Here is a 26,361-nt window from a genome sequence, read left to right as displayed (position 1 = left end):
CGTCGGAGAGGCGCGCGCGTCAGCGCGCAGCCATGCCGGGAAAGCCCGCCGAATGCACGGTGCGGGTCCCCTCGATCCCCTTCAGATCGACGTGCGAGGTCCGCGGCGGCGTCCAGCCCTCATCGGTGAGCAGGCCGACGAGCTCGGCGTCGGCGGCGAGCGGCGCAGAGACGGTGAGCTCGCCGCCTGACGAGACGCCGAGCAGGCGCGCCGCCGTGTTCACGGTGCGGCCGAAGTAGTCGAGTCGCTGGTTCAGGTTGACGAGCAACGCCGGGCCGCGGTGCATGCCCGCCCGGAGCACGAGGCGCTCGCCCTCGGGCCGGCCGGCGTTGCGGCCGAGCATGCCGCGCATGGCTGCGCTCAGCGCCGTCACCGCGGACCGCTCGTCCAGGAAAGTGGCCATGACCGCATCGCCGATCGTCTTGACCACCGCGCCGCCCTGAGCTTCGACGGCGCCAATCACGATGTCGAAGTGATCGCGCACCAGGTTGTACGCGGGGGCGTCGCCGATCCGCTCGTACAGCCGCGTGGAGCCGCACAGATCCGTGAAGACGACGAGGACCGATCGGACCGTCAGCCGCTCCCGCGCCGACAGCACCATGCCGCCGAAGTAGCGCCGGTACTCCGGCACGTGGAGCAGCTCGAGCCCGCTGAGCCGCCGCGGCAGGCTGGCCGGATCGAGCTCGTCCTTCAGGACATCGTGATGAACGATGAAGCCGCACTGCGGCCAGCCGACGTTGGTGAGCGCGATCTTGAGCGGGCCGGGCCGCACCACGAGCTCCGTCACGTCGTAGTGGGGTCCCGCGAGCTGCGAGATCGCGGCGGCCTGCACCTCGTCCGTGGGCTCACCCTCGACGCGAAGGATGCCCTTGGCGCGGGTCAACGGGCAGAAGTAGCGGTAGCGGCCCGCGGTGAGCACCTCGGTCGCCGCCGCGGTCTCGCCGAGCGCGGCGGTCATGCCATAGCGGGGGTGGAGCGCCGACGGCGGCTGGCAAACCGGAGGGAAGCCGAGGTCCTCGATGGACCGGCCGAGCGAGAACGTCACCTCGACGCGCGCCGAGATATCGACGTCGAAGGAGTACTCGCACATCGGGCAGAACGAGACGGCGGCGGCCGTGGCGAGGTCATCGATCGCCTCGGCCAGCATGTTGCAATGGCCGCAGTGGACGTCCCATTGCATGTCGAAGAGGCCAGTCTGGGTGCCGTGCAGCAGGACGCGGATGACCGCGTGCGCGTCGAGCGCGGTGTCCGCCGCGACCACGTGGGGGTTGATACGGTAGCGACGGATGAGCGGCGCGTCGTGGAGCCATCGCTCGACCGCATCGATCTCGCCTGCGTTCGCGGGGTGCTGCTGCCTGAGCCGCTCGAACAGGGTCTTCAGACGGTGGGTATCCATGGCTGCTCCCCGAGCATGCGCATGTCTCGCAGGCGGCGGGAAGCGCCACGTGCGTGCCCGGCCGCGCCGCCCCCCAACGTTCCCACGGGTGCTCCAGCAGCGCGGCTGTCGCACAGGACCTATCGCGCCTACAGCGTCAGCTCCGCCCTCGCGGTCGAGTCCCCGATCTCGCGCGTCACCCGGAAGCCGAGCTTCTGCGCCACGCGTTGCATCTCCACGTTCTCGGCCAGGATGTCCGCGCTGATGCGGGAGAGCCCCTCGTCGCGGCCGATCTGGACGAGGAGGCCCAGCAGCCTGGAACCGAGCCCCTGCCGCTGGTGCTCGTCGCTGATCAGCAGGGCGAACTCCGCGTCGCGCGTGCCTGGCAGCTTGCTCAGCCGGCCGACGCCGATGATCTTCCTCTGCGCGCCGCCCGCGGGCGGCTTCTCGACGACGAGCGCCATCTCGCGGTCGTAGTCCGCGAAGCAGACGCGCGTCAGCCGCTCGTGCGCGGTGCGCAGATCGAGCTGCATCGGGTAGAAATACCGGAGCCGCACGGTCCGCTCGGACAGCTTCTGGTGAAACTCGACCATCTGCGGCTCGTCCTCGGGGCGGATGGGCCGGATCGTGAACGCCTGCCCGTCCTTGCTCTCGAGCTCCGTCACATACTGCGTGGGATACTCGCGGATCGCCGACCTGGGGAGCGCGGACTCCGGCGTGTCCGGCGGGTGCAGGACGACGCGGGCGTCGAGGGCGATGGCCCCCTCCGCGCTCACGGAGAGCGGGTTGATGTCGATCTCGCTTATCCATCGCTGCTCGATCACGAGCTGCGAGAACCTCACGAGCAGGTGCTCGAGCATCGTGAGGTCCACCGGCTTGCGGCCGCGCACGCCCTCGAGCGCGCGGTAGATCCTCGTCTGCTCCATCATGCGCCGCGCCAGCGTCGCGTTGAGCGGCGGCAGGCCGAGCGAGCGGTCCTTGAAGATCTCGACGAGCTGCCCGCCGGCCCCGAACAGGAGCACCGGGCCGAACTGCGGATCGATCGAGCTGCCGAGGATGATCTCGTACGCGTCCTTCAGCGAGATCATCGGCTGGACCGTCACGCCCTGGAAGTGCTGCGCGCCGGCCCGGCGCGAGACGCTCTCCTGGATCTCCTCGAACGCCCTGCGCACGGCGTCGTCGTCGCGCAGGTCGAGCTTCACGCCGCCCACGTCGGTCTTGTGGGTGATCGTCGCGCTGTACAGCTTGAGGACGGCCGGATATCCCATCTCCCCGGCCGTGGCCACGGCCTCGTCCGCGCTCCTCGCGACGGCGGTCGGCACCGTCGGGATGCCGTACGCCGCCATGAGCTGCTTCGACTCCACCTCATCCAGGAGCGTCCGCCCCGACGCGCGGACGCCGGCGATGAGCTCCCTGGCCCTCTCGCGATCGACGTTCAACGCCCGCTCGTCCGTGCTGGGCGTCTCGTACAGGGCGCGGAGGGCGTACGCGTAACGGAACATCGAGCAGAACGCGCGAGCGGCGGTGTCGGGGTACTCGAACGTCGGGACCCCGGCGCGGTTCAAGATGGCTTTGCCCGCCTCCACCTCCACGCCGCCCATCCAGCTGGCGAGGACCGGCTTGCCCTCGACGTGCGCGTGCTTGCGCAGCGCCTCGGCGGTCTGGGTCGGCTCGGTCATGTCCTGCGGCGTGAGGATGACGAGCACGCCGTCGTTGTTCGGGTCCTTCGCGCAGATCTCCAGGGCCTTCGCGTAGCGGCCTTCGCCGGCGTCGCCGAGCACGTCGACCGGGTTGTTGCGGCTCCACGCGGCGGGGAGGAAGCCGCTCAGCTCGCCAAGGATCTCCGGCGAGAGCGGCGCCAGCTCGCCGCCGTTCGCGACGAGCGCGTCCGCCGCCAGCACGCCCGGGCCGCCGGCGTTGGTGACGATGCACAGCCGGTTGCCGCGGGGCCGGGGCTGCTTGGCCAGCGTCTCGGCCATGGAGAACAGGTCCGCGATGTCGTTCACGCGCAGCACGCCCACGCGCCGGAACGCCGCGTCGAGCACCTCGTCCGAGCCGGTGAGCGAGCCGGTGTGCGAGGCGGCCGCCTTCGCCGCCGCCTCGCTGCGGCCTGGCTTGATCACGATGATCGGCTTGGTGAGCGCCACCTCGCGGGCGGCCGACAGGAACGCTCGCGCGTCGCGCGGGTCGCCGATCGACTCCATGTAGATGAGGATGCTGCTCGTCTTGGGGTCGTTGCCGAGGTGGTCGATCAGGTCGCCCCAGCCGACGTCGAGCATCGAGCCGACGCTGACGAACGCGCTGAAGCCGACCTGCTCCTTGAGGCTCCAGTCGAGCACCGCCGTGCAGAGCGCGCCGGACTGGCTGATGAACGCGACCTTGCCCGGCCGCGCCTGCCCCTTCGCGAACGTCGCGTTGAGCCCGCCGATCGGGTTCATGACGCCCAGGCAGTTCGGGCCGATGATGCGCATCTTCCCGCGGGCGCGCTCCATGATCTGCCGCTCGAGCTGGGCGCCCGGGGGGCCCATCTCCTTGAATCCCGCCGAGATGATGATCGCGCCGGGGACGCCGGCGTCCACGCACTCGCCGATGAGGCCCGGCACGCTCGCGGCGGGCGTGACGAGGACCGCGAGATCCACCTTCGCCGGCACGGCCGCGATGCTCGGATAGGCCTTGATGCCGAGGACGCTCTGCCGCTTCGGGTTCACCGGAAAGACGGTGCCGCCGAACGGGTTGCTGATCAGGTTCCAGAGGAGCGTGCGGCCGACGGCGCCGCTGTTCTCGGTCGCGCCGATGACCGCCACGTTCCGCGGCCTGAAGATGGGGTCGAGGCTCTGAGGCTCCTGACGAAGGACGTCGTGGGCACGGTCGGTCATGGGTACGGAGTCAGCCATGAAGCTCCTCGAGGGGGATGGGGCGGACGCACCGGGGGCCATTGCGCGGGAACGACGATGGCCTTCGTGCCACGCGAACGGGCCGGGAGCATGGGGCGTCTCTGGAATCAGAGCACAAGCACGTTTCGTGCCCTGAGCGCAGATTGCCAGGCCGCGCAGCGCCTTGATACCCTGCGCCGGCGCCATGATCCGCTCTCGACTTTTTCTCTTCGGGCTCCTCGGTCTGTGTTCGATCGCCTGCGAGGGCGCCGGGACGGCGGACGACACAAGCACCGAGGCGTCCAGCGGCGCCTCGACCGCCGGCGCATCGACGGCCGGCGCTTCGACCAGCGGCGGATCGACCGGCGGCGGGTCGACCAGCAGCGCGGCGTCGGGCGGCGGCGGGTCGACCAGCAGCGCCGCATCGGGCGGCGCGGGAGCGGGCGGCGCCGGTGCGGCCGGCGGCGGTGAGGGCACGGGCGCGAGCCAAGGCGACGGCGGCGCGGATCCGGTCGACCTCCCTGCCGGCGTGAGCGCGCTGTTCCCCGCGCCGGGCGCCCGGGGGTTATGCCCGGATCCGCCGCTCCGCATCACGTTCCCCGGCGCGCCGACGCTGGGCAGCGCGGGCGCCGTTCGCGTGTTCAACGCCGCCCGGCCTGGCGCGGCGGTCGCGACGGTCGACATGGCCTCGATGACCGTGAGCGCCACGATCGGCGGCCGGACGTTCAACGTACCTCGCCCGGTGTACGTGGACGGCAACGATGCTGTCGTGTCCTTGCCGTCGCGCGCGCTCGACTACGGCCAGTCCTATTACGTCACGGTCGACCGCGGCGCCATCGTCCCCCCGGGGGGCGGCTCGTTCGCGATCGCGGACGCGACGGCGTGGCGCTTCGACACGGCGGGCGCAGGCCCATCGAGCGTCTCGTCGCTCGATGTTGCGCTCGACGGCTCCGGCGACTTCTGCTCCGTGCAAGGCGCGCTCGACGCGGTCCCGGCGAACAACAGGGACAGCGTGCTCATCACCGTTCAGCGCGGGACCCACCACGGGGTCGTCTACTTCGAGGGCAAACACAAGATCACGCTGCGCGGGGCCGATCGCAAAGGCACGGTCCTCTCGGGTACGAACAACAACAACCTGAACCCGAGCACCAGGGGGCGCGCGCTCGTCGGCGCCGACAAGGTGAGCGACCTCATCATCGAGAACCTCACCATCCACAACCTCACGCCGCAGGGCGGCTCCCAGGCGGAGGCGCTGCGGCTCCAGGACTGCGACAGGTGCGTCGTGCGCGACGCCGACATCCTGAGCCTCCAGGACACGCTGCTCTGGTCCGGGCGCCTCTACGCGGACAACTGCACGATCGCGGGGAACGTGGACTTCGTGTGGGGCACGGGCGCGGCGTATTTCAACCGGTGCGAGATCAAGACGGTCGGTCGATCCGGCTACATCGTGCAGGCGCGCAACGGCGACTCTGGCTACGGCTATGTCTTCGTCGACTCGCGCATCACCAGCGACGCCGGCATCACGGGGAACACGCTGGCGAGGATCGACGTGAGCCAGTATCCGGCGAGCCACGTCGCGTACGTCAACTGCACGCTCGGCAGCCACATCTCGCGGGCGGGGTGGACGATCACGGGCGGGTCTCCTCCGCGCTCCCTCCGCTTCTGGGAGTACCAGAGCCGGGACGCGGATGGACGCCTCATCGACACCAGCGGGCGTGCCGCCGGATCGGCGCAGATCTCCGCCGAGCAAGCGGCGATGATGCGCGATCCGGCGATCGTGCTCGGCGGCTGGGCCCCTCCACGCTGAGGCGGCCGCGAGGCGCCTCGAACCCTGAGCTCTGCACGGGATGACCCGTGACGCTGGAAGGACCGAAACGATGAAGATGACCTTTCGCTGGTACGGCGAGAACGACCCTGTGAAGCTCGAGTACATCCGTCAGATCCCGGGCATCTACGGCATCGTCTCGGCTATTTACGATGTGCCGGTGGGCGAGGTGTGGCCGGTCGAGCGGCTGCAGGCGCTCAGGGCGCGCATCGAGGGCGCCGGGCTCCGGTTCGAGGTGGTGGAGAGCGTGCCGGTGCACGAGGACATCAAGCTCGGCAAGCCGGCCCGCGAGCGGCTGATCGACAATTTCTGCCAGAACATCCGCAACTGCGCGGCCGCCGGCGTGAAGGTGATCTGCTACAACTTCATGCCGGTCTTCGACTGGACCCGCACCGAGATGGCAAGGGAGCTACCCGACGGCTCGCTGACCCTGGCCTTCGACGCCGCGGCGGTGGCCGAGATCGACCCGGAACAAGGCATCTCGCTGCCCGGCTGGGACTCGAGCTACAAGCCGGAGCAGCTCCGCGCCGTCCTCGACGAGTACAGGAACGTCGGCGAAGACGCGCTGTGGGAGCACCTCACGCACTTCCTCCGGCGCATCATCCCGGTCGCCGAGGAGGTCGGCGTCCGCATGGCCATGCACCCGGACGACCCGCCCCGGCCGATCTTCGGCCTGCCGCGCATCGTCAAGAACCGCGACGACCTGATGCGCCTCGTGAAGACAGTCGACTCTCCGGCCAACGGCATCACGCTGTGCTCCGGCTCGCTGGGCGCCGATCTGTGCAACAACATCGTGTCGCTGGTGCGCGAGTTCGGCGGCATGGGCCGCATTCCCTTCGGGCACCTGCGCAACGTGGCGGTCCAGGAGGACGGCACCTTCTTCGAATCCGCCCACCTGTCCTGTGAAGGGTCGCTCGACATGGCCGCCATCGTGAAGGCGTACCATGACGTCGGCTTCGACGGCTACGTGCGCCCGGATCACGGCCGCATGATCTGGGGTGAGACGGGCAAGCCGGGATATGGCCTGTACGACCGCGCGCTGGGCCTCGTGTACCTCAATGGGCTGTGGGAGGCCACGTGCAAGCTTTCGCCCGGACCCGCTGCCAAGGCGCCGACTCCTGGATGAGCGGGCGAGCGGGTAGGGGAGCAGGACGCCTGCTATATCAGCGGAACGCGCCTGACAGATCCCCTCATTCTATTGGCATTTTTAACTGGGAAGATTCACGGGAAGATCGTGGGATTTTACTCCCCGTCTCCCCGCCTCCCTGTGAATCTTCCCGAAAAATTCGAGGGGATGCTTCAGGAACGCGCCCTCACGCGGGCACCGGCGCTCCGTATCCGCCGCCCCCCGGCGTCTCGATCACGAACACATCGCCGCTCCCCATCTGGACCGATCCGATGTGCCCGAGCACCTCGACCGAGCCGTCCGCGCGCACGACCAGGTTGCGCCCGGGCGCGCCCGCCTGCCCGCCCGCCAGGCCGAACGCGGTCGTCGAGCGCCCGTTCGACAGGATCGACGCCGTCATCGGCTCCAGGAAGCGCACGGCGCGCGTGCCGCCGTTCCCGCCCGGAAAGCGCCCGGCCCCGCCGGAGCCCTCGCGGATCTCGTAGCGATCCAGCCGCACCGGGAAGCGGTGCTCCAGCACCTCCGGATCCGTCAGGCGCGAGTTCGTCATGTGCGTCTGCACGACGCTCGTGCCTGCGAAGCCGCGCTCGGCGCGCGTGCCACCCGCGCCGCCCGCGCCGCTCCCCCCGAGCTCGATGCCCGCCCCCGAGCCGCCCGAGATCGTCTCGTAGTACTGGAGCCGCTCGTTGCCGAACGTGAAGTTGTTCATCGTCGGCTGGCTGCTCGCGAGCACGCCGAGCGCCCCGTACAGCGCGTTCGTGACGCAGGTCGACACCTCGACGTTGCCCGCCACCACCGCGGCCGGCGGGCGCGGGCTCAGCATCGAGCCCTCGGGGATGACGACCTCGATCGGCTTCAGGCAGCCCGCGTTGAGCGGGATGTCGTCGTCCACGAGCGTGCGGAAGACGTAGAGCACCGCGGCCATCGTCACAGCGCGGGGCGCGTTGAAGTTGTTCTCCATCTGCCCGGACGTGCCGGTGAAGTCCACGACCGCGGCGCGGCGCTCGCGGTCGATCCGGATGGCCACCTCGATCGTCGCGCCGTTGTCGAGCGGCAGCGAGAAGCGCCCGTCGTGGAGGAGCGCCGGGTCGAGCCGCGCGATCGCGAGGCGCACGCTCTCCTCGGCGTTGTCCTGCACGTGCTTCATGTAGGCCTGCACCGTCGGGAGGCCGAACTGCGCCACCATCGCGGCGAGCTCCTGCGCGCCCTTCTCGTTCGCCGCGATCTGCGCGCGCAGGTCGGCCAGGTTCTGCTGCACGTTGCGCGCCGGGTACGGCCCCAGGCCGAGCAACGCAAGGATCTCCGCCTCGCGGAGCCGCCCGGCCTCGACCAGCTTCACGTTGTCGAGGAGGACGCCCTCCTCCTCGATCGTCCTGGAGAACGGCGGCATCGAGCCCGGCGTGATGCCGCCGATGTCCGCGTGATGGCCGCGCGACGCCACGTAGAACAGCACGCGAGCGCCCGCCTCGTCCCACACCGGCGTGACCACCGTCACGTCCGGCAGGTGGGTGCCGCCGCGGTACGGATCGTTGAGCGCGTAGACGTCCCCCGGCTTCATCCCCGGGTTCCGCGCGATCACGGTCTTGATCGACTCACCCATCGAGCCGAGGTGCACCGGCATGTGCGGCGCGTTCGCGATCAGGCTGCCCTCCGCGTCGAACAGCGCGCACGAGAAGTCGAGCCGCTCCTTGATGTTGACCGAGTGGGCGGTGTTCTGGAGCCGCAGGCCCATCTGCTCGGCGATGTTCATGAACAGGTTGTTGAACACCTCGAGCATCACCGGGTCGACCTCGGTGCCCACCGCGCGCCGCTCCGGGCGCGGCGCCACCCGGGTGAGCACCATGTGGCCGAGCGCGGTGATCTCGGCACGCCAGCCCGGCTCGACCACGGTCGTCGCGTTGGCCTCGGCCACGATGGCCGGCCCGTCGATCACCGCGCCGCGCCCGAGCCGCTCGCGCCGGTACAGCGCCGCGTCGTGGAACGCCCCCTCGGCGTACATCCGCGCCCGGGCGTCGGCCTCGGGGCGGTGCGGGCGCGCCTCCGCGGGCCGCTCCTCGGCGGCCTCGCCCGGCCCGATCGCCTCCACGGAGACGCTCTCCAGGACGAGCGCCTTGTCCGGCATCAGGAAGGCGAACCGCCTGCGGTAGGCCGCGTCGAAGGCGGCGCGGATCGCCTCCGCGCTGCCGTCGGGCACGACGAGGGCGGTGTCGGTGCCCTCGTAGCGCACGTGGACGCGCCGGACGAGCCGCACCCGCTCCGGCGAGAACCCTTGCGCCACGAGCTCGGCCTCCGCGTCGCTGCCGATGCGCGCGAGCGCCTCGCGCGCCGCGGAGAGCCCCGCCTCGTCGAGCCGCCGCTCCACGGCCGCCTCGCGGATCGCGCTCTGGTCCGAGAGGCCCATGCCGTAGGCAGACAGGACCCCCGCGAGCGGGTGGACGAAGACGCGGCGCATGCCGAGCGCGTCGGCCACGGCGCACGCGTGCTGGCCGCCGGCGCCGCCGAAGCATTGCAGGGTGTACTGGGTGACGTCGTGCCCGCGCGCCACCGAGATCTTCTTCACCGCGTTGGCCATGTTCGCGACGGCGATCTGCAGGAAGCCCTCGGCCAGCTGCTCGGGCGTGATCGGGCGCGACGTGTCGCGCTGCACGTCGGCCGCCATGGCCCGGAAGCGCTGCTCGACGACCTCGCGGTCGAGGGGCGCGTCGGCGCCCGGGCCGAACACGTGCGGGAAGAACTCCGGCTGGATCTTGCCGAGCATCACGTTCGCGTCGGTGACGGCCAGCCGCCCGCCGCGGCGGTAGCACGCCGGCCCCGGGTTCGCGCCGGCCGACTCCGGCCCCACGCGCAGCCGCGCGCCGTCGAAGCCGAGGAGCGAGCCGCCCCCCGCGGCCACGGTGTGGATGCTCATCATCGGCGCGCGCATCCGGACGCCGGCCACCTGCGTCTCGAAGGCGCGCTCGAGCTCGCCGGCGTAGTGCGACACGTCGGTCGAGGTGCCGCCCATGTCGAAGCCGATCACCTTCTCGTGCCCGCCCGCGAGCGCGGTGCGCACCATGCCGACGATGCCGCCTGCCGGGCCGCTCAGGATCGCGTCCTTGCCCTGGAAGCGGCCGGCCAGCGTCAGCCCGCCGCTCGACTGCATGAAGTAGAGCGGCACGCCGGGCATCTGGCTGGCCACCTGCTCGACGTAGCGGCGCAGGATGGGCGACAGGTACGCGTCGACCACCGTGGTGTCGCCGCGCGAGACGAGCTTCATCAGCGGGCTCACCTCGTGCGACGCGGAGACCTGGGTGAACCCGACCTCGCGCGCGATCTCGGCCGCCCGCCGCTCGTGCGCGGTGAACCTGTAGCCGTGCATGAAGACGATCGCGCAGGCGCGGATCCCGGCCTCGAACGCCCTCGAGAGCGGGCCGCGCAGCGCCTCGCCGTCGAGCGGCTCGGCCACCTCGCCGCGCGCGCCGACGCGCTCGCGCGCTTCGACCACGCGCTCGTAGAGCAGATCGTGCAGCGCGATATGGCGATCGAACAGGCGAGGGCGGTTCTGGTAGCCGATGCGCAGCGCGTCGCGGAAGCCGCGCGTGGTGACCAGCACGGTGCGGTCCCCCTTGCGCTCGAGCAGCGCGTTCGTGGCGACCGTGGTGCCCATCTTCACGCACTCGACCTCGGCGGCAGAGATGACCTGACCGGGCGCGAGGCCGAGCAGGCGGCGGATCCCCTCGACCGCCGCGTCGGCGTACTGCTCGGGGTTCTCCGACAGGAGCTTGGCGGTGGTGAGCGAGCCGTCGGGCCGCCGGGCCACGACGTCCGTGAACGTGCCTCCGCGATCGATCCAGAACTGCCACTTGTGCGAGGTCGAGGTCATGGAACCCACTCCTTGCCGGCCGCCTCCTCCGCCGCGCTCCGGGTGGTGGCCCGATGGAACATGAAGGCGGGAAGGCTGGAAGAAAAGCTCAATGATTTTACAGTCTTCTCGCCTTCATGGGATTCACTCCGGTGCAAATCAGGCCACCACCCATGGCCCCGTGCGCCCGTCCGGAACCGGCGTTCAGCGCTGTACAACCGTTCGTGCGGCGTGATAAGCGCTCGACCAGCCCTCGAACGAGACAATCTGCTCGAATGTCCAGCAAGCAACCTCCTCCGCACGTCACCGCCGCCCACGCGGCGGGGCTGGCCGCGCTGCTCGGCGCGACGGATGCTGCCGCGGAGAACGAGCGCGCGGGGAGGGCGGAGCGGCACTTTGAGCGGGCACGGCGAGGGCGCTCGGCGCAGCCCGGGCCGCGCGCGAAGCCTGCCGCTGGCCCGCTCCCGTCGCGGCCGGGCGGGAGGTCGAACGCGGGCGGCGCGCGGGAGTACGTGAACGCCGCGCCGACGCGCTCGCCGGTGCTGAACGCGTTCCTGAGCGAGCTCGGCACGGAAGGCCAAGCGCTCGTGCCGGCGAACGTCCACGTCTTCGACGAGCACACCCTCGCGCCGAGGCTCGTCGAGCTCGCGCGCCAGCGGGTGGTCTCCATGCTGCTCGCCGTGGGCAGGACCGAGGTGGCCCTGACCCTGGTGCAGATGCCGTCGATCACCAACGAGCGCGCGGCGCGGCTCTTCATGCGGCAGGCGGTCCACGTCGGCGGCGATCTCGGGGCGATCACGGGCGACTACGCGCGGCACTACCGGCGCTCGGGGGCCCCGGAGCGCGACGACCAGCGCGCGGGCTGCATCATGGCCGCGTTCGCGGGACGCCTGAGCGCCATGGCGGAGAAGCTCCTCGGCCCGCACGTGCGCGGCGAGCTGCGCACCGCCCTGGAGGCGCTGACGTCGCAGGGCAGCCCTCCCGCGCGGCGGGCGCGCGCGAGCGATCTCCGCGCGCCGCAGGCCGCCGGGCGAGGCGCCCCCGCGGCGGCGGCGCGCGACGCCGCGAGCTCGGCGGCACGGCCGAGGCGCAAGTAGGCGGCGCGCGGCGCCGCGAGCGCGGCGATCCGGTCGAGGCGCGAGGACGCGGCGCGCGGTCCGGGTCGGATCCTGTTGCGGTGGGCTCGTTCGTTTGCTTCGTTGGGCGCGAGGCGCCCCGGCTGCTCGACCCTGAGCCTCTCGGGTGCGCGTTCCCAGCGAGAGGCCGAGGCTCATGAATTCGCTCGCAGAAGGCAGCGTCGTCGCCGGAAGATACCGCCTCGAGCGCATGCTCGCGCGGGGCGGGATGGGGTCGATCTGGGTGGCCCGGCACCTCCAGCTCGACGCCACGGTCGCGGTCAAGCTCATGGCGCCCGAGTACGCTGCCTCGTCCACCGCGCGGGCGCGCTTCGAGCGCGAGGCGAGGGCCGCGGCGCAGCTCAAGCTACCGAACGTCGTGCACGTGCACGATTACGGGCTCGAGGGCGATACGCCTTTCCTCGTGATGGAGCTCCTCGACGGCGAGGATCTCGAGACGCGGCTCGCGCGGGAGGGGCGCCTCTCCACGGCGGCCACGCTCGGCATCGTCACGCAGGTGTGCAAGGCCCTGCGCCGCGCGCACGAGATGGGGATCGTCCACCGCGACCTCAAGCCCGCGAACCTCTTTCTCTCGCGGCAGGACGAGGACGAGCTCGTGAAGGTCCTCGACTTCGGGATCGCCAAGGCCCAGGGCACGCTGCTGGCCGGCAACGAGACGAAGACAGGCACGCTCGTCGGCTCGCCCTACTACATGAGCCCCGAGCAGGTGCGCCGCAGCAAGACCCTCGACTGGCGCAGCGATCTCTGGTCCGTCGGCGTGATCGCGTATCGATGCCTCACCGGCCGTCTCCCGTTCCCGGGTGAGGAGATCGGCGAGGTGTTCGTGGCGATCTGCACGGAGGACGTCCCCCTCGCATCCAGCGTCGTGCCGGAGCTCGGGCCCGCAGTGGATGGGTTCTTCTCGCGGGCGCTCGCGCGCGACCCGGCGCATCGGTTCCAGGGCGCGAGCGAGCTCGCCGAGGCGTTCGGCGCGGCGGCCTCCGCGGCGGGGTCGGAGCCCCGACCTCTCCAGCCGTCGGTTCCCGCGGAGGGGGCGTCGCCGCTGCTCGTCGTCCGCGGCGGCACGATGGCCGCGAGCCCAGATGCGATAGGGGGGCATCCAGATGCGATAGGGGGGCGTCCAGATGCGATAGGGGGGCGTCCAGATGCGATAGGGGGGCGTCCAGATGCGATAGGGGCGCGTCCAGATGCGGCGAGCCCTGGAATGATGGGACCGAGCCCCGGCACGATGGGCGCCGTCTCCAGCGCGTCCTTGCCCACGTTGCGAAACGAAGCAGGGGCCCCCTTCCACGGCGCTCCGAGCGGTGGCGCCTCGGAGGGCGCTGCGCCGGCGTTTCAGGGGTCCATCAGTACGTTGACGTCGGCCGGAAATACCCTCGCCCCGACGAACGCCGACGGTCGCCGCGCCAGGATCTCGCTGGCCCTGGGCGCTGGCGCGCTCGCCCTGGGGCTCGTCACCTATGCGGTCCTTCGCACCCCCGCGCCGGGCGGCGAACCGACGTCGCAGCCCGACCCGGCGGCCTCGCCTGCCGCCGCGTCCGCGCTGTCCGCCGCCGCGCCGTCTACCGCGTCAACGGAGCCTCCGCCGCCGCCCTCCCACAGCGCGCCGGCCGCGCCGGGCGCGCCTTCGGCCTCCGAGGCGCAGACCAGCGCGCCCGCGCCCGTGCGCGCGCCGCCGGCGCCGTCGTCGTCCGCCAGAAAACGGGCGCCGCTGCCCCCGAGGCCCCGGACCCCTCGGGACGATCCCACCGACCACATGTGACAGCCGCCGCGCAGCGAGGAGCCCGTGCGCGCGCGCCGCTGCGAGCGAGCTCACCCGCCCGGGTGGGTGTTCTTGTAGAGCCGCAGGCTGTTTCGGATCGCCATCGTCACCGTCATGGGGCCGACGCGGGGCACGAACACGCTCGCCTTGCTCTGGATATCGTCGCTGAAGTTCTTGAAGGTGGAGAAGTTGATGCAGAGGGCGCCCGCGCGGATCTCGGCGCCCTGCACGACCGGGAAGCTCCGCGAAGGCACGCCGGTGACCACGATGTCGGCCTGCCGCAGCGCGGTCGCCCGGTCCACGGTCGTCTCGCGCACCTCGTGCATGTCGCCCGAGGAGCTGGGCACGAAGAGCAACGGACCATCGATGTCGAACGAGGTCACGTGGGCTCCGTCGTGCGCCATCATGCTCGCGAGCGGCCTCCCGACGACCTCGCTCCGGTTGAAGATGCACACGCGCCTGCCCTCGAGCGGCCGCTCCCCCTCGCCGAAGAAGCCGGCCGCCTCGACCAGCTTGAGGATGGCCAGCGGCGTGCACGGCAGGATCGCCTTCCTTGTCTTCGCCTCGTCCAGGAAGCGCTGGTTCTGGTACAGGCAACGTGCCCAGAACGTGTGGAGCCCCTCGATGTCCTTCGCGGGATCGACGCTGTCCCGCAAGTACACGTCCTGCTCCGTGCCGAAGATCGGGTAATACACCATCATCCCATGCACGCGCGCGTCCTCGTTCGCCGCGCGGATGGCATCCTCGGCGTCGAGCCGCGTCGCGTGGCGGATCTCGAAGCGGACCCCCACGTCCTCGCACGCCTTGCGCGTGTACTCCGCGTACGTGTACGACGGCCCGTGATCCGCCGCGAGCACACCGACCAGGACCAGCGGCTCGGGCAGCGCCGCGAGCTCCGCCCGGATCTCGCTGCGGAACGTCTCCGCCACCGCGGTCGGATCGAGGACGCTGGCCGTGCGCGTGCCCGGGCTCGGCGGAATGTGGTGAGGGTCCATCCTGGGGGCGGAGACGAGCACGCGCGAGCATCGGTGTCAAGTTTCCGGCGGGGCAACACGCTCGACTCTGCCTGCTCCTACTCCCGCTCTGGTTCCTTCTGATTCCTTCTGTTCCCTTCTGGTTCCTTCTGCTTCCCGCTTCCCGCCGGCGCGATGCGCGATCGGTGACTCGGGCGCTTCGTGGCATGGAGTTCCCGGCAGGGCGGTATCGCGCCGCGCTGGACGCGCGATGTGCCCCATCCTAACCATGGTTCCTACGGGGCCTGAGGAGGAGAGCGGGCAGGGGGCGGAGACTCCAGCCCTCCGGAGAGCGGCCGTGCCTGGCTCACGAGCTCATCGCGAGGAGGACCGCCGCTCCGGGCCCGCCTCCACCACGGGCGCCGCCACGCGGTTGCTCTCGGCCTCGGCGGGGCTGCCGGCGCCGGGCACGCGGAGGAGCATACCGCCCTTGCCGCGCAGCTCATCGACGAAATTCGCTCCGAACACCTCCTCGGGCGTGTCGCCGTCGCGTCCGCCCATGCCCGAGAGCCCCTCGAGGCTCGCGAGGTTTCCGTCCCGGCGTCTGGGCGCCGGACGAGAGCGCAAGATATCGTCCCGGGTCACCTTCAGCGCCACCACGTCCTCGCGCATCACGTCGATCCAGGATGCGGGGAAGTCGGCCTCGGCGCCCGCGGGGCCGCGCACGCGGATCCGCGAGATGTCGTTTCCGGGATCGTTCGCGCCGATGCCCACGAGCTGCGCCTCGGCCTCGTCGGCGGTCATCACCCGCGTGTCGGGGCCGAGCTCGACCGTATCGTCCGTGACCCCGAGCGCCTCCTCCAGCTCCTGCCTCCGCTCGGGCGGCTGCGGCACGAGTGAGGTGTCAACGCGCCCCGGCGGCTGCGCCGTCGTCCGCCCTTCGTAGTACCGAGGCAGCGCCAGGAGCTCGTCCCGGCCGGGCCGTAAGCGGAGCTGCCCGTCCGCCGTGCCCTGCACGAGATCCATCGAGATCAGCAGCTCCTCGCTCGCCAGCGGAGAACGGAGCACCACGTGGGTCAGCACGCCCCGCTCCCGGTCGACCAGGACGCGGTCGAGCACGCCCGCATCGAGGCCGCCGTCGGCCATCACGGGCATCTCGAAGTCGATCTGCATGATCCCCTCCTCGGCGGCGAAACGCCTTGCGCTCGGGCGAGAACCTGAGACGGTCGGATCCCGATGTCCAGGGGAGCACGGCGCGGACCCTCGTGACCGGTCGACCCCATCCCATGGGCCGGGCACGCCGCGCGGCCTCGCCATCGCGGGGGGGTCGGCGGTCCTCGGCTCATCGAGCCATCGAGCCATCGAGCCATCGAGCCATCGAGTCACAGAGGCGTCGCGATTCCCCATGTGAACGGATACCCGCACGCGGTGGAGGCGCGGATGGGCCAGAACCTTGGCACAAGGTGGCGCATATTCCGCGCGCGGTCCGCGCCTATTCCCGCGGATTTGCTGCTCGATGGCGGTGGTTCATCTTGGTACGGCGGATGCAGCCTACGCGCCGGCCGCTGGGGATGTGCCAGCGCCGCTCGGGAGGATTTGGACTTATGCGTGTACGCTTCGATGCTCTCCGCCGACGCTGGAGCTCTCCCCACCTGCTCGCCGCGCTGGCGCTGGCGAGCGCGTTCGCGGCGGGGTGCTCCTCCGATGAGGCCCCGCCAACGACGCTTGGTCGCCCGGATCAACCGCGGAACGGCACGCTCGAGGTCGACGAAGCGAGGCTGCTGGGCGTGATCGACGGGAGCGATCTGCGCCTCCAGATCCCGGTGCGCAACCTGACCGCCGGCGCGACGAGCGGCCACCTGCGCGTCACGCTCGTCGATCTCGACGCGGACAGGGAACAAGGCACGACCGAGGTCGACCTGGAGATCGCGGGCGGGACGGCGACGACCGCGGAGGCGCGCCTTCCGGCGCCGGCCGTGAGCGCGCAGCCGCGCCTCGCGCGGTACCTCGTCCGCGTCGACGACGGGTCGGAGGAGGGGCTGCTCGTCACGCGGAGCCTCCTGCGCGTCATCCCGCCCTACGACGTGCAGCTCGAGGGGCCTGCGCGCGTGGTGCGCGGGCGCACCGCGAGCTACCGCGTGCGCGCGACCGACGCGTTCTCCCATCAGCCGGTGCCCAACGTGGACGTCGAGCTGGCGGTGGGCGAGGGGGCGCGACCGCTCCGCGGGACGACCGACGCGCTCGGCGCCGCGGTGTTCGAGGTGGAGCCCGGCGCGCTCGGCGCGCACCCCGTCTCCGCGCAGGCGCTCGGCTTCGGCGTCAACGCGGCCCTCACCGCGAACATCACCGTCGAGGGCCCCGGCCCGAAGCTGCTCCTCACCACCGACAAGCCGCTCTACAAGCCCGGCCAGACGATCCACCTGCGCGCGCTCGCGCTCGAGCGGGGGAACAACGCGCCGCTCGTCCGCGAGGCGATCACGTTCGAGGTGGAGGACGGCAAGGGCAACAAGATCTTCAAGAAGCCCATCGAGACCGACGCCTACGGCGTCGCCGCGACGACGTTCCGGATCGGCTCCATCGTGAACACCGGCGAGTTCAAGGTGCGCCTCGTGAGCGGCGAGACCACGACGGAGAAGGTCGTGACCGTGGGGCAGTACGCGCTGCCCAAGTTCGAGGTCGCCGTGAGGACCGACAGGCCGTGGTACACCGCCGGCGACACGCTGACCGGCACCATCGACGCGCGCTATTTCTTCGGCAAGAACGTCGCCGGCGGCAGCGTGACCATCGAGGCGGCGTCGCTGGACGTCGGTCAGACGACGTTCCAGCGCATCGTCGGCGAGCTCGACGCCGAGGGCCATTACGGGTTCAGCCTGACGCTTCCGCCGAGCCTCGCGGGCCTGCCGCTGGAGCAGGGCGACGCGGCCGTGACGCTCACCGTCACGGTCGCGGACACGGCGGGGCAGGAGGTCACGAAGGCGATCCCGGTCAAGGTCGCCGCCGACGCGGCCTCGATCGTGCTCGTGCCCGAGGCGCGCGAGCTCGTCCCGGGGATCCCCAACACCCTTCTTCTCTTCGTCACCGACCCGCTCGGGGCGCCGCTCCCCGACACGGAGGCGGTCATCACAGCGCCGGACCGCACGCAGCTCACCGCGCGCACCGACGCCTTCGGCCAGGCCGTGGTGAGCTTCACCCCGCCGGTCGCCACGGCGGACGGCGCGTTCGAGGTGCGGGCGACGGTGGGGGAGCGGGCGGTCACGCGGAAGTTCTCGTTCGGCACGCAGACGGGCGGCGAGCACCTGCTCGTGCGCACCGATCGGGCCGTCTACGAGACCGGCGAGACGGTCGAGGTCACCATCGAGTCCAGCGAGGAGGCCGGCAGCGTCTACGTCGACTGGCTGAACGACGGTCAGGCCGTCGACATGCGCTCTCTCGAGCTCGAGGGCGGGCGCGCCCATTTCAGCATGCCCGTCGACGCCGGCCTGCTCGGCAGCAACCGGGTCGAGGCCTACCTGGTCGACGACGATGGCAATCTGGTCCGCTCCGGCCGCACCGTGTTCGCGCGGGGCGACTCCGCGCTGAGCGTCGAGGTCGAGGCCGACAAGCCCCTGTATGCGCCGGGGGAGACGGCGACGCTGCGGCTGTCGGTCAAGGACGACGCGGGGAACCCGAAGGTCGCCGCGCTCGGCGTCCAGGTGGTCGATCAGGCCGTCTTCGCGCTGGTCGACGCCCAGCCCGGGCTGCTCCGCACCTACTTCGAGCTGGAGGACGAGTTCGCGAAGCCGAGCTACGAGATCCACGGCCCCGCGGCGAACCTCCAGGACCTGCTGTTCAACGCGACCGCGAGCGAGGACCCCGAGCAGGCCGAGGCCGCGCAGGTGAAGACCCAGGCCTCGCTCGCCGCGCTCGCGGGCACGTCGCTCACCGGCCTCCAGGCGCGCACGTGGCCCGCCGTGCTGGCGAAGGTGCCGGAGGAGCTCGCTCAGTTCAACGAGCGCCAGAAGGGCGTGCTGAAGCCCTGGCTCGCGGACGCGACCGCGGCCGCCGCGCAGGAGCTGAAGGCGCTCGGCTGCGACAGCACCCAGTTCAGCTGCAACGGGCAGGGCGTGTACGTCGAGCTGCTCGGGAGCCGGGTCGCCGAGCGCCTGCGCGGCTTCGACGTGTGGGGCAACGCGTACCGGGTGGCCTCCAGCTGGAGCGGGCTCACGCTGCAATCGTCGGGGCCCGACGAGGTGGCGCAGAGCCAGGACGACGCGACGTTCGCGTTCACGTTCGGCGATCTCGGGATCCCGGTGCCCCCGCAAGAGTGGAATGAAGGGGGCATCCCCGACGCGGACGGCGGCTGGGCCAACGGCGCCGCGACCGGAGGGACCGGCGCGGGCGGCGGCTCGGCCGGGGATCCCACCGCGGAGCCCGGCGGCGACAACGGGGGCGGGCCGCGCGTCCGGCGCGAGTTCCCGGAGACCCTCTACGTCAACCCGAGCGTGATCACGAGCCCCGACGGCACGGCCACCCTGAGCATCCCGCTCGCGGACAGCATCACCGAGTGGCGGCTCTCGGCGCTGGCGAACTCCACGGACGGCAAGCTCGGCGGCATCCAGAGCGGCTTCAAGGTGTTCCAGGACTTCTTCGTCGACGTGAGCTTCCCGGCGACGCTCACGCGCGGTGACGAGGTCGAGTTCCCGATCGCCGTCTACAACTACCTGGAGACGCCGCAGACGGTCGATCTCAGCCTCGATCCGGGGAGCTGGTACACGCCGCTCGGCGCGACGTCGACGACGGTGTCCCTCGCGGCGGGCGAGGTGCGCGGCGTCCGGTTCCCGGTGAAGGTGAACACGGTGGGCGTCAACTCGCTCACCGTCACCGCGCGGGGCAGCGCGGGCGCCGACGCCGTGGCCCGCACCGTGCGCGTGGTCCCGGACGGGAAGCCCTTCGCGGAGAGCGAGTCTGGCATGCTCGCGTCGGGCAGCGCCGAACACGCGCTGTCGTTCCCCGCGGACGCTGTCCCCGGCTCGAACCAGCTCTATCTCGAGATCTACCCCGCGTTCCTGTCGCAGGTCGTGAGCGGCATGGACAGCATGCTCCAGGTCCCGAATGGCTGCTTCGAGCAGACCACCTCGACGACCTGGCCCAACGTGCTCGTCACGCAGTACATGAAGCAGACAGGCCAGATCACCCCGGAGATCCAGATGAAGGCCGAGTCGCTGATCTCGGCCGGGTACCAGCGATTGCTCACGTTCGAGCACTCGGGCGGCGGCTTCTCGTGGTTCGGCGAGCAGGACGGGCATCCGTACCTGTCGGTCACCGCGTTCGGCGTCATGGAGTTCGCCGACATGATCAAGGTCCACACCGTGGACGAGGCGATGCTCGCCCGGACCGTCAACTGGCTCGCCGGGCAGCAGAAGGCGGACGGCACGTGGGAAGGCGACCAGACCGAGTTCTTCAGCTTCCACACGGGCACGCTCCGCAACAGCGCCTTCGTGCTCTGGGCGCTCGCGAGCGCGGGGTACACGGGGCCCGAGATCGGGACGGGGCTCGCCTACCTGGGCCGCTCGCTGAAGCCGGCGACCGACGACCTGTACACGCTGGCGATCGCGGCCAACGCGCTCGCCGTGGCCGATCCCTCCGGCGCGCTGACCGACAGCGTGCTCGACGCGCTGGACCAGCGCAAGACCGCGGAAGGAGACGCATTTTACTGGGATGACGGCGGCACGCAGACCTCGTTCTACGAGTCCGGGAACGACGCCAGGGTCACGACCACCGCGCTCGCGGCCCACGCGCTGCTCTCCGCGGGCGCCCACCGGCCGAGCGCCGACGGCGGCGTGAAGTTCCTGACCCAGTCGAAGGACCCGAACGGCAACTTCGGCTCCACCCAGGCGACGATCTGGAGCCTGCGCACGCTGCTCCTCGCCGCGAGCAAGGGGACGGAGGGCGCCACGGGGACGGTGACCGTCGCGGTCGACGGCGCGGCGGCGGGCACGGTCCCCCTGCGCGCGGACCAGGCCGACGTCATGACGACGGTCGATCTCACGCACCTCGCGACCGCGGGCGCGCACGACGTCACGCTCTCGTTCTCGGGGGAGGGGAAGCTCAGCTACAACCTGGTGAGCCGCCACAACCTGCCGTGGAGCGCGGTCCCGAACGACGCGGGAGGCCCGCTCGTGGTCAGCGTGACGTACGACAAGACTCAGCTGTACGTGGACGACATCGTGACGGCGTCGCTGAGCGTCCAGAACAAGACGGACTCGGTGCAGAGCATGGTCCTCGTGACCGTGGGGCTGCCGCCCGGCTTCCAGCTCCTGACCGAGGATCTCCAGGAGTACATCTTGGCGGGCCAGCTCTCGAAGTTCGAGATCACGGGCAAGCAGCTGATCCTCTATGTGAAGGAGATCCCTGCGGGCCGCGCGGCCACCTTCGCTTACCGGCTGCAAGCGACCATGCCTGTCAGGGCGGAGGACGGCGGCGCCGAGGCGCACCCGTACTACCAGCCGGAACAGCAGAGCTTCTCCGGAGCGCAGACCTTCGAGGTGGCGGGGGAGTGAAGGGCCGAGCGGGCGAGGGCGCTGACCGCGGATGCGCGGCCAGCGCCCCTGCGCCGGCGGGGCGCTGGCGGGGCGCTGGCGCGTGGATCAGGGGCAGGCGACGCGCCAGGCGTCGAGGTCGAGCTTCTTGATCAAGGTCGAGAGCCCGAGCGGCTTCGTGGCGGCGCAGACGGCGTTCGCCTTCGAGGCGTCGACGTACTCCGCGTGGAACACCGCCTTGCCGGCGCGGATGAACGGGGTGAGCATGTCGCACTCGTCGTATTCGTGGCACTCCTCGTTCAGGGCCCAGTCGAAGCTCCCCACCAGGTCTTTCACCTGATCGAGGTCGTTCTTCAGCCCGATGGACAGCCCACGCGCGTGCGCCTCGGCGGCGAGGAAGCGGTTGTAATCGAGCTGCGTCGCCGCCGTCAGCGGGAAGCCGGGGCTGTTGGTGTAGCCGTCGACGTTGTCGGGCTCCACGCCGTCGCAGCGCCTCTGCACCGCCAGATCCAGCCGAGCCTTCATGACGTCGCGCACGCCGGCGTTGCGGGTGTCGAGCCACCGCTCGCCCGGCCAGCCGTCGAGCGGGTTGCCGAGCGCCGCGGCGGGGAACTTCGACGCGTCGTCGCGCCAGTCCTCGCTGCTCCCTGCGCTGAAGTAGCAGATCACCTTCTTCCCGGCCGCGCGCAGCGTGTCGATCTTCGCCTGCGGGGCGTCGAAGAGATCGATATCGTACATGGCGACATCGAGGCTGGTGTCGATGGTGCCCGTGAGCTGCCATTGCCACGTCGTCCCCGGCGCGGGGACCCAGACGCCAGTGCCGGTGGAGCCGCCGGTACCGGTGGAGCCGCCGGTGCCGGTGGAGCCTCCGGCGCCTGAGCCGCCGGTGCCGGTGGAGCCGCCGGTGCCGCCGGTGCCGCCAGCGCCGCCGGTGCCGCCGGTGCCGCCGGTGCCGCCGGCGCCATTGGAGCCGTCGCTGGTCGTGCCCGTGAGGACGAGCTTGTCGAGCATCGAGCTGTCGGCGGAGCTGCTCGTCGCGTACCGGATCTTGAGGGTACCGCCCGCCACGAACCGCCCGAGCGATCCCGGCAGGCTCAGGCTCGCGCTCGTCCAGGACCAGTTGCGCGCGAACGTGTTGTCGCCGACAGGGACCCAGGCGCGGGCGGCCGCGTCCCACGCCTCGAAGGTCCAGCGCATGGCCGATCTCGCGGGGCCGCGGTAATTCACGCCCAGCGCGAGGGACGCGAGCCGCGCCGCCGAGGTGCCCGAGGGGAGCGCGTACTCGCACGTCGCGCTGGTGCCGGGCGCGAACTCCACGTACTTCTTCCACACGTCCTGCTCGCCCGTGAGATCCGCCGTCGCGAGCGCGGCGGCCGTCTGTCCGGCGCCGATGCTGCCCCGGCTCACCGTCAGCCTGGAGCAGGTCATCGTGAGGGCGCCGGTGACCGCGTCGCCGCTCGCCGCCGAGGCGATCTCCGCGTCGGAGCCCGGATCCGCGCCGCACCCGACGGCGGCGAGCGTCGCGGCCAGGCTCACGAGGGCATGGCGCAGGGCGCCGCAGATCGCGAGAGAGGACGCCGGTCGAATGGGATAAGTCATGCTCGTCTCCTGTCGTGTTGGTCGTTCGTGAAGCCAGGCGCACGTCGGCGCGACGCGCCTCCAGGCGCTCCGGTCCCCGCGATGGCTCCCGGCGATCGCGGCTCCCGCAGCGTCTCCGCGCGCCAGAGAGGCGCTGGTCCGTGCGCGCCGCAGAGGCACTGCAAGGCGGGGACCAGCGCGCGTTCCGCGTCTTCCGCGCGGCGGCGCGCGCTGCCGTTGCCGAGGGTTGCGCAAGCGTCGTACACTTGCGCAACCCTCGAACGGCATGGCGGAGCGAGACCCTCGTCGACAGGCAGCTTCTCCGCCGAGCGCGGAGCCGTCGCCTACCGCGGCCGAGGTCGCGACCGAGCTCGACGCCGCGGAGAGCCCGCCCAGCGAGCGGACGCCTCAGGGGCAGGCCTCCCTGATCGTCCGCGCCGGTGATGGCGCGGCGCGGGTGATCGATCTCACCGATGGTGATGTGGTCGCGGTCGGCCGCGCGCCGGAGTCCACGGTCTGCGTCGACGACGCCCGCGTCTCGCGCAACCATGCGCGCGTCGCGCGGCGGGGCCAGACCGTCGCGCTCGTCGACCTCGGGAGCCGCAATGGCACGTCGGTGAACGGCGCCGTCGTGCGCGGGGCGGAGCGGGCCCTCGCCGGCGGCGACGTGATCCGCATCGGCCCGGCCGAGATCGTCGTCGCGATCGCGGCGCCGGCGCCCGTCGAGGCGGCGCCGCCGGGGGCCGCGCCGGAGGCGCTGGAGGGCCCGCCCTCCGGCGCCGGCGCCGGGTTCGTCGTCGCGGACGAGGCCATGGTGAAGGTCTTCCAGGTGGTGCAGCGCCTCGCGCGCGCGCAGACGACGGTGCTCGTGCTCGGCGAGACGGGTTCGGGGAAAGAGGTGGTCTCCGAGCAGCTCCACCGCGCCAGCCCGCGCGCCGGGGGCCCGTTCGTGAGGCTCAGCTGCGCGGCGCTGCCCGAGGCGCTGCTCGAGAGCGAGCTCTTCGGGCACGAGAAGGCCGCCTTCACCGGGGCGGATCGCCGCAAGATCGGCTACTTCGAGGCGGCGCAGGGCGGGACGCTGCTGCTCGACGAGATCGGCGAGCTGCCCCTCGCCATGCAGGCCAAGCTGCTGCGCGTGCTCGAGAGCCGGCGCGTGGCCCGGATCGGCGGCACGCAGGAGATCGAGCTCGACGTGCGCGTCGTGTGCGCGACGCACAGGGACCTCCAGGCCGAGGTGGCGGCCGGGAGGTTCCGGCAGGATCTCTACTATCGCATCAGCACGTTCGTCCTCCGCGTCCCGCCGCTGCGCGAGCGGCGCGCCGAGATCGCGCTGCTCGCGCACCGCTTCGCGCAGCAGGTCGCCGGGCGCATGGGGGAGCGGGCGCCGCGCTTCGCGCCCGCGGCGATGCAGGCGCTCGAGGCGCACGCGTGGCCCGGCAACCTGCGCGAGCTGCGCAACGCGGTGGAGCACGCCGTCGTGCTGGCCGAGGGCGGCGTCATCGAGGTCGAGCACCTTCCGGCCTCCGTGGCGGAGGGCGCCGAGGGCGCCGCGCCCCCCGCGAGCGCGGGCGCGGGCGCACCCCCGGCGAGCACGGGGGCGCCCCCGCCGTCCGCCGACGGGACGATGCCGGCGCGCCTCGCCGAGCTGGAGAAGCGGAGCATCGAAGACGCCCTCGCCGCCGAGGGGAACAACCAGACGCGCGCGGCGAAGCGGCTCGGCATCTCGCGGCGCGCGCTGCTCTACAAGCTGGACAAGTACGACATCAGGCGATGAGCCGCGGGGAGCGCGCATGGGCGCCGCGCCCGGGAGCCGGCGCGCTTCGGCGAGGGGGGCTGCTGGTGGAGTCGCCGGTCGCGAGCCGGCGCGCGAACTCGGCCAGGTCTCGCTCGAACGCCTCGGCGTGCTCCTTCCGGACACGCCGGGTGATGGCGACGTGGATCGTCCGGCTCATGCGCGGGCTGCCTGGTTCCGCGTGTCAGAAATCCCGCCAGGGATTTCTGCGACAGCGAGAAGGGGCCGGAAGATAGCTCGGCATTTCCAACACTTTCCGTCTGTCTTTCCGCCGAGCGGGGCTCGGCCGTGGCCCAACGCGGCGGTCGCGGCGGTCGCGGTGGAGCGCGCCGATCTCCCGCTGTTCTGCGCGGCGGTCTGCGGCGTCGGTCTGCAAGGCGCGTTCGTGCAGCAGTATCGCTTCGCGATCCTCGAGGGGCAGCCGAGCAGCAAGGGCGCCGGGCCTGCTGACCATGATCCAGCTCGCCAGCGCCGCTGGCATCGTCCCCGGCATCTCGCTCTTCGGCCTGCTGGAGGGGCGGACGTCCAGGTACATGCCCGCTGCCCTGCTGATGCTCGCGGCGCTCCAGCTCATGGCGGCGCTCTCGTTCGCGGCGTACGGGCCGCAGGAGGCGCGCGCCGCCGAGGCCTCCGCCGCGCCGGACGCGCGCGCCCGCGCGCTGTACTGGCCCATGGTGGCCATGGGCGCGGGCGCCTTCCTGGTGATGAGCCTCCTCATGGTGCCGACGCCGCTCCAGATGTGCGGCGTCGAGCAGCGCTCGGTCCAGCAGGCGAGCTGGGTGATCCAGGTGCACCTCCTGAGCATGTACCTGCCCTCGCTCTCGGTCGGCGCCCTCCTGAAGCGGATGTCGATCGCGCAGCTGCAGGGCGTGGGGCTGCTGTTCCTGCTCGTGGGGTTTCTGGTCAGCTGGGTTCCGGGGTTCGAGGGGGCACCTGGTCGGCTGGCGCTGGTCGGGGTCGTGTGGTGTTACGTGTTCGTGACCGCGACGACCCTTGTCGCGCGCAGCCGCCCGGGCTCCGAGCGCTTTCGCGCGCAGGGCGTCGCGCGTCGCCTCCGGGGTGCTGTATGCTCGGCCGAGATCAGGCTCGGATCGGTACGGGAGCAGCGGAGCGCATGGAGTCCTCGGAGAGAAAGCCGGCAAGTCCAGAAGATTCGGTTCGCCAGATGCTCGTCGAGTTCGCGCGCGCCTTCGAGCGAGGCGACGTGGACGCGTTATGCGACATGTTCGTACGTGACGATGCCCTGATCTTCTACGGCACACACGACAAGCTGCACTTCACGCGCTGGGCCGAGATCGAGGCCTCGTTCCGGCGGCAGAGCGAGATCCTGAAGGACCTCGTGTGCAGGATCACCGGCGATGTCCAGGTGCGTCTGCTGGCCGGGGGAGCGGCCGCCTGCGCCGGGACGGCCGGCTTCGGTATCCACGCCACCATGGGCGGCGTGCGCTTCGACCTGCCCGCGCTCCGACTGACCTGCACGGTGGAGCGCCACGGGGATCACTGGCGGTTCGTGCAGCTCCACCTCTCCGTGTCGGACAGGCCGTTCCTCGACAGCGTGGGCCACGTGCTCGAGAGCGCCTGA

General features: G+C 71.5%; 15 protein-coding genes. 8 read left to right on the top strand and 7 right to left on the bottom strand.

Translation table 11 applies throughout. From position 1 onward, the window contains the following. Positions 1-19 precede the first annotated feature (19 nt). Positions 20-1,396 (bottom strand): DUF5939 domain-containing protein, encoded by a 1,377-nt coding sequence (locus WME73_RS22995; RefSeq protein ID WP_437747521.1) that lies wholly within the window; start codon positions 1,394-1,396, stop codon positions 20-22. A gap of 128 nt (positions 1,397-1,524) precedes the next feature. Next, positions 1,525-4,269: a bifunctional acetate--CoA ligase family protein/GNAT family N-acetyltransferase gene (locus WME73_RS22990; RefSeq protein ID WP_437917061.1), complete on the bottom strand. Its 2,745-nt coding sequence runs from the start codon at positions 4,267-4,269 to the stop codon at positions 1,525-1,527. A gap of 184 nt (positions 4,270-4,453) precedes the next feature. Between WME73_RS22990 and WME73_RS22985 the strand changes: the two genes are divergently transcribed. Then, entirely contained in the window at positions 4,454-6,055 is a 1,602-nt protein-coding gene (locus tag WME73_RS22985; protein WP_437917060.1) for a pectinesterase family protein, read from the top strand. Positions 6,056-6,125: 70 nt separating this feature from the next. Beyond that, entirely contained in the window at positions 6,126-7,199 is a 1,074-nt protein-coding gene (gene uxuA / locus WME73_RS22980) for a mannonate dehydratase (protein ID WP_437747518.1), read from the top strand. A 187-nt stretch (positions 7,200-7,386) separates the two neighbouring features. Here uxuA and WME73_RS22975 read toward each other — a convergent pair whose 3' ends face one another. Further along, entirely contained in the window at positions 7,387-11,061 is a 3,675-nt protein-coding gene (locus WME73_RS22975) for a hydantoinase B/oxoprolinase family protein (RefSeq protein WP_437917059.1), read from the bottom strand. A 254-nt stretch (positions 11,062-11,315) separates the two neighbouring features. Between WME73_RS22975 and WME73_RS22970 the strand changes: the two genes are divergently transcribed. Beyond that, complete coding sequence (locus WME73_RS22970) at positions 11,316-12,137, top strand: hypothetical protein (protein ID WP_437917058.1); 822 nt, start codon at positions 11,316-11,318, stop codon at positions 12,135-12,137. 175 nt (positions 12,138-12,312) lie between these two features. Beyond that, complete coding sequence (locus WME73_RS22965) at positions 12,313-13,938, top strand: serine/threonine-protein kinase (protein WP_437917057.1); 1,626 nt, start codon at positions 12,313-12,315, stop codon at positions 13,936-13,938. A gap of 50 nt (positions 13,939-13,988) precedes the next feature. Here WME73_RS22965 and WME73_RS22960 read toward each other — a convergent pair whose 3' ends face one another. Next, positions 13,989-14,933: a bifunctional methylenetetrahydrofolate dehydrogenase/methenyltetrahydrofolate cyclohydrolase gene (locus WME73_RS22960; protein ID WP_437747510.1), complete on the bottom strand. Its 945-nt coding sequence runs from the start codon at positions 14,931-14,933 to the stop codon at positions 13,989-13,991. A 333-nt stretch (positions 14,934-15,266) separates the two neighbouring features. Continuing rightward, positions 15,267-16,064, bottom strand: a complete 798-nt coding sequence (locus WME73_RS22955; protein WP_437747509.1) for a hypothetical protein — start codon at positions 16,062-16,064, stop codon at positions 15,267-15,269. Positions 16,065-16,495: 431 nt separating this feature from the next. Here WME73_RS22955 and WME73_RS22950 point away from each other — a divergent pair, with 431 nt between their 5' ends. Further along, entirely contained in the window at positions 16,496-21,430 is a 4,935-nt protein-coding gene (locus WME73_RS22950) for an MG2 domain-containing protein (RefSeq protein WP_437917056.1), read from the top strand. Between the two features lie 87 nt (positions 21,431-21,517). Here WME73_RS22950 and WME73_RS22945 read toward each other — a convergent pair whose 3' ends face one another. After that, positions 21,518-23,008 (bottom strand): endo alpha-1,4 polygalactosaminidase, encoded by a 1,491-nt coding sequence (locus tag WME73_RS22945; RefSeq protein WP_437917055.1) that lies wholly within the window; start codon positions 23,006-23,008, stop codon positions 21,518-21,520. Positions 23,009-23,273: 265 nt separating this feature from the next. On the opposite strand from WME73_RS22945, the gene WME73_RS22940 reads away from it, so the two are divergent. Then, on the top strand, positions 23,274-24,761 hold the full coding sequence (locus tag WME73_RS22940) for a sigma 54-interacting transcriptional regulator (RefSeq protein WP_437747506.1): 1,488 nt from the start codon (positions 23,274-23,276) through the stop codon (positions 24,759-24,761). Here WME73_RS22940 and WME73_RS22935 read toward each other — a convergent pair. Continuing rightward, the gene (locus WME73_RS22935; protein WP_437747505.1) at positions 24,751-24,939 is read right to left on the bottom strand and encodes a hypothetical protein; all 189 of its coding nucleotides are present in this window, start codon (positions 24,937-24,939) and stop codon (positions 24,751-24,753) included. The genes WME73_RS22940 and WME73_RS22935 overlap by 11 nt on opposite strands. Before the next feature lie 292 nt (positions 24,940-25,231). Here WME73_RS22935 and WME73_RS22930 point away from each other — a divergent pair, with 292 nt between their 5' ends. Then, positions 25,232-26,026 (top strand): hypothetical protein, encoded by a 795-nt coding sequence (locus tag WME73_RS22930; protein ID WP_020737859.1) that lies wholly within the window; start codon positions 25,232-25,234, stop codon positions 26,024-26,026. Then, positions 25,945-26,361: a nuclear transport factor 2 family protein gene (locus WME73_RS22925; protein WP_061614382.1), complete on the top strand. Its 417-nt coding sequence runs from the start codon at positions 25,945-25,947 to the stop codon at positions 26,359-26,361. Before WME73_RS22930 ends, WME73_RS22925 begins: the two co-directional genes overlap by 82 nt.

Source organism: Sorangium sp. So ce302 (assembly GCF_051530145.1).
Classification (GTDB): domain Bacteria; phylum Myxococcota_A; class Polyangia; order Polyangiales; family Polyangiaceae; genus Sorangium; species Sorangium cellulosum_B.
The sequence above is the reverse complement of the archived record's forward strand: the minus strand, read 5'-3'. Positions and strand labels throughout refer to the sequence as shown.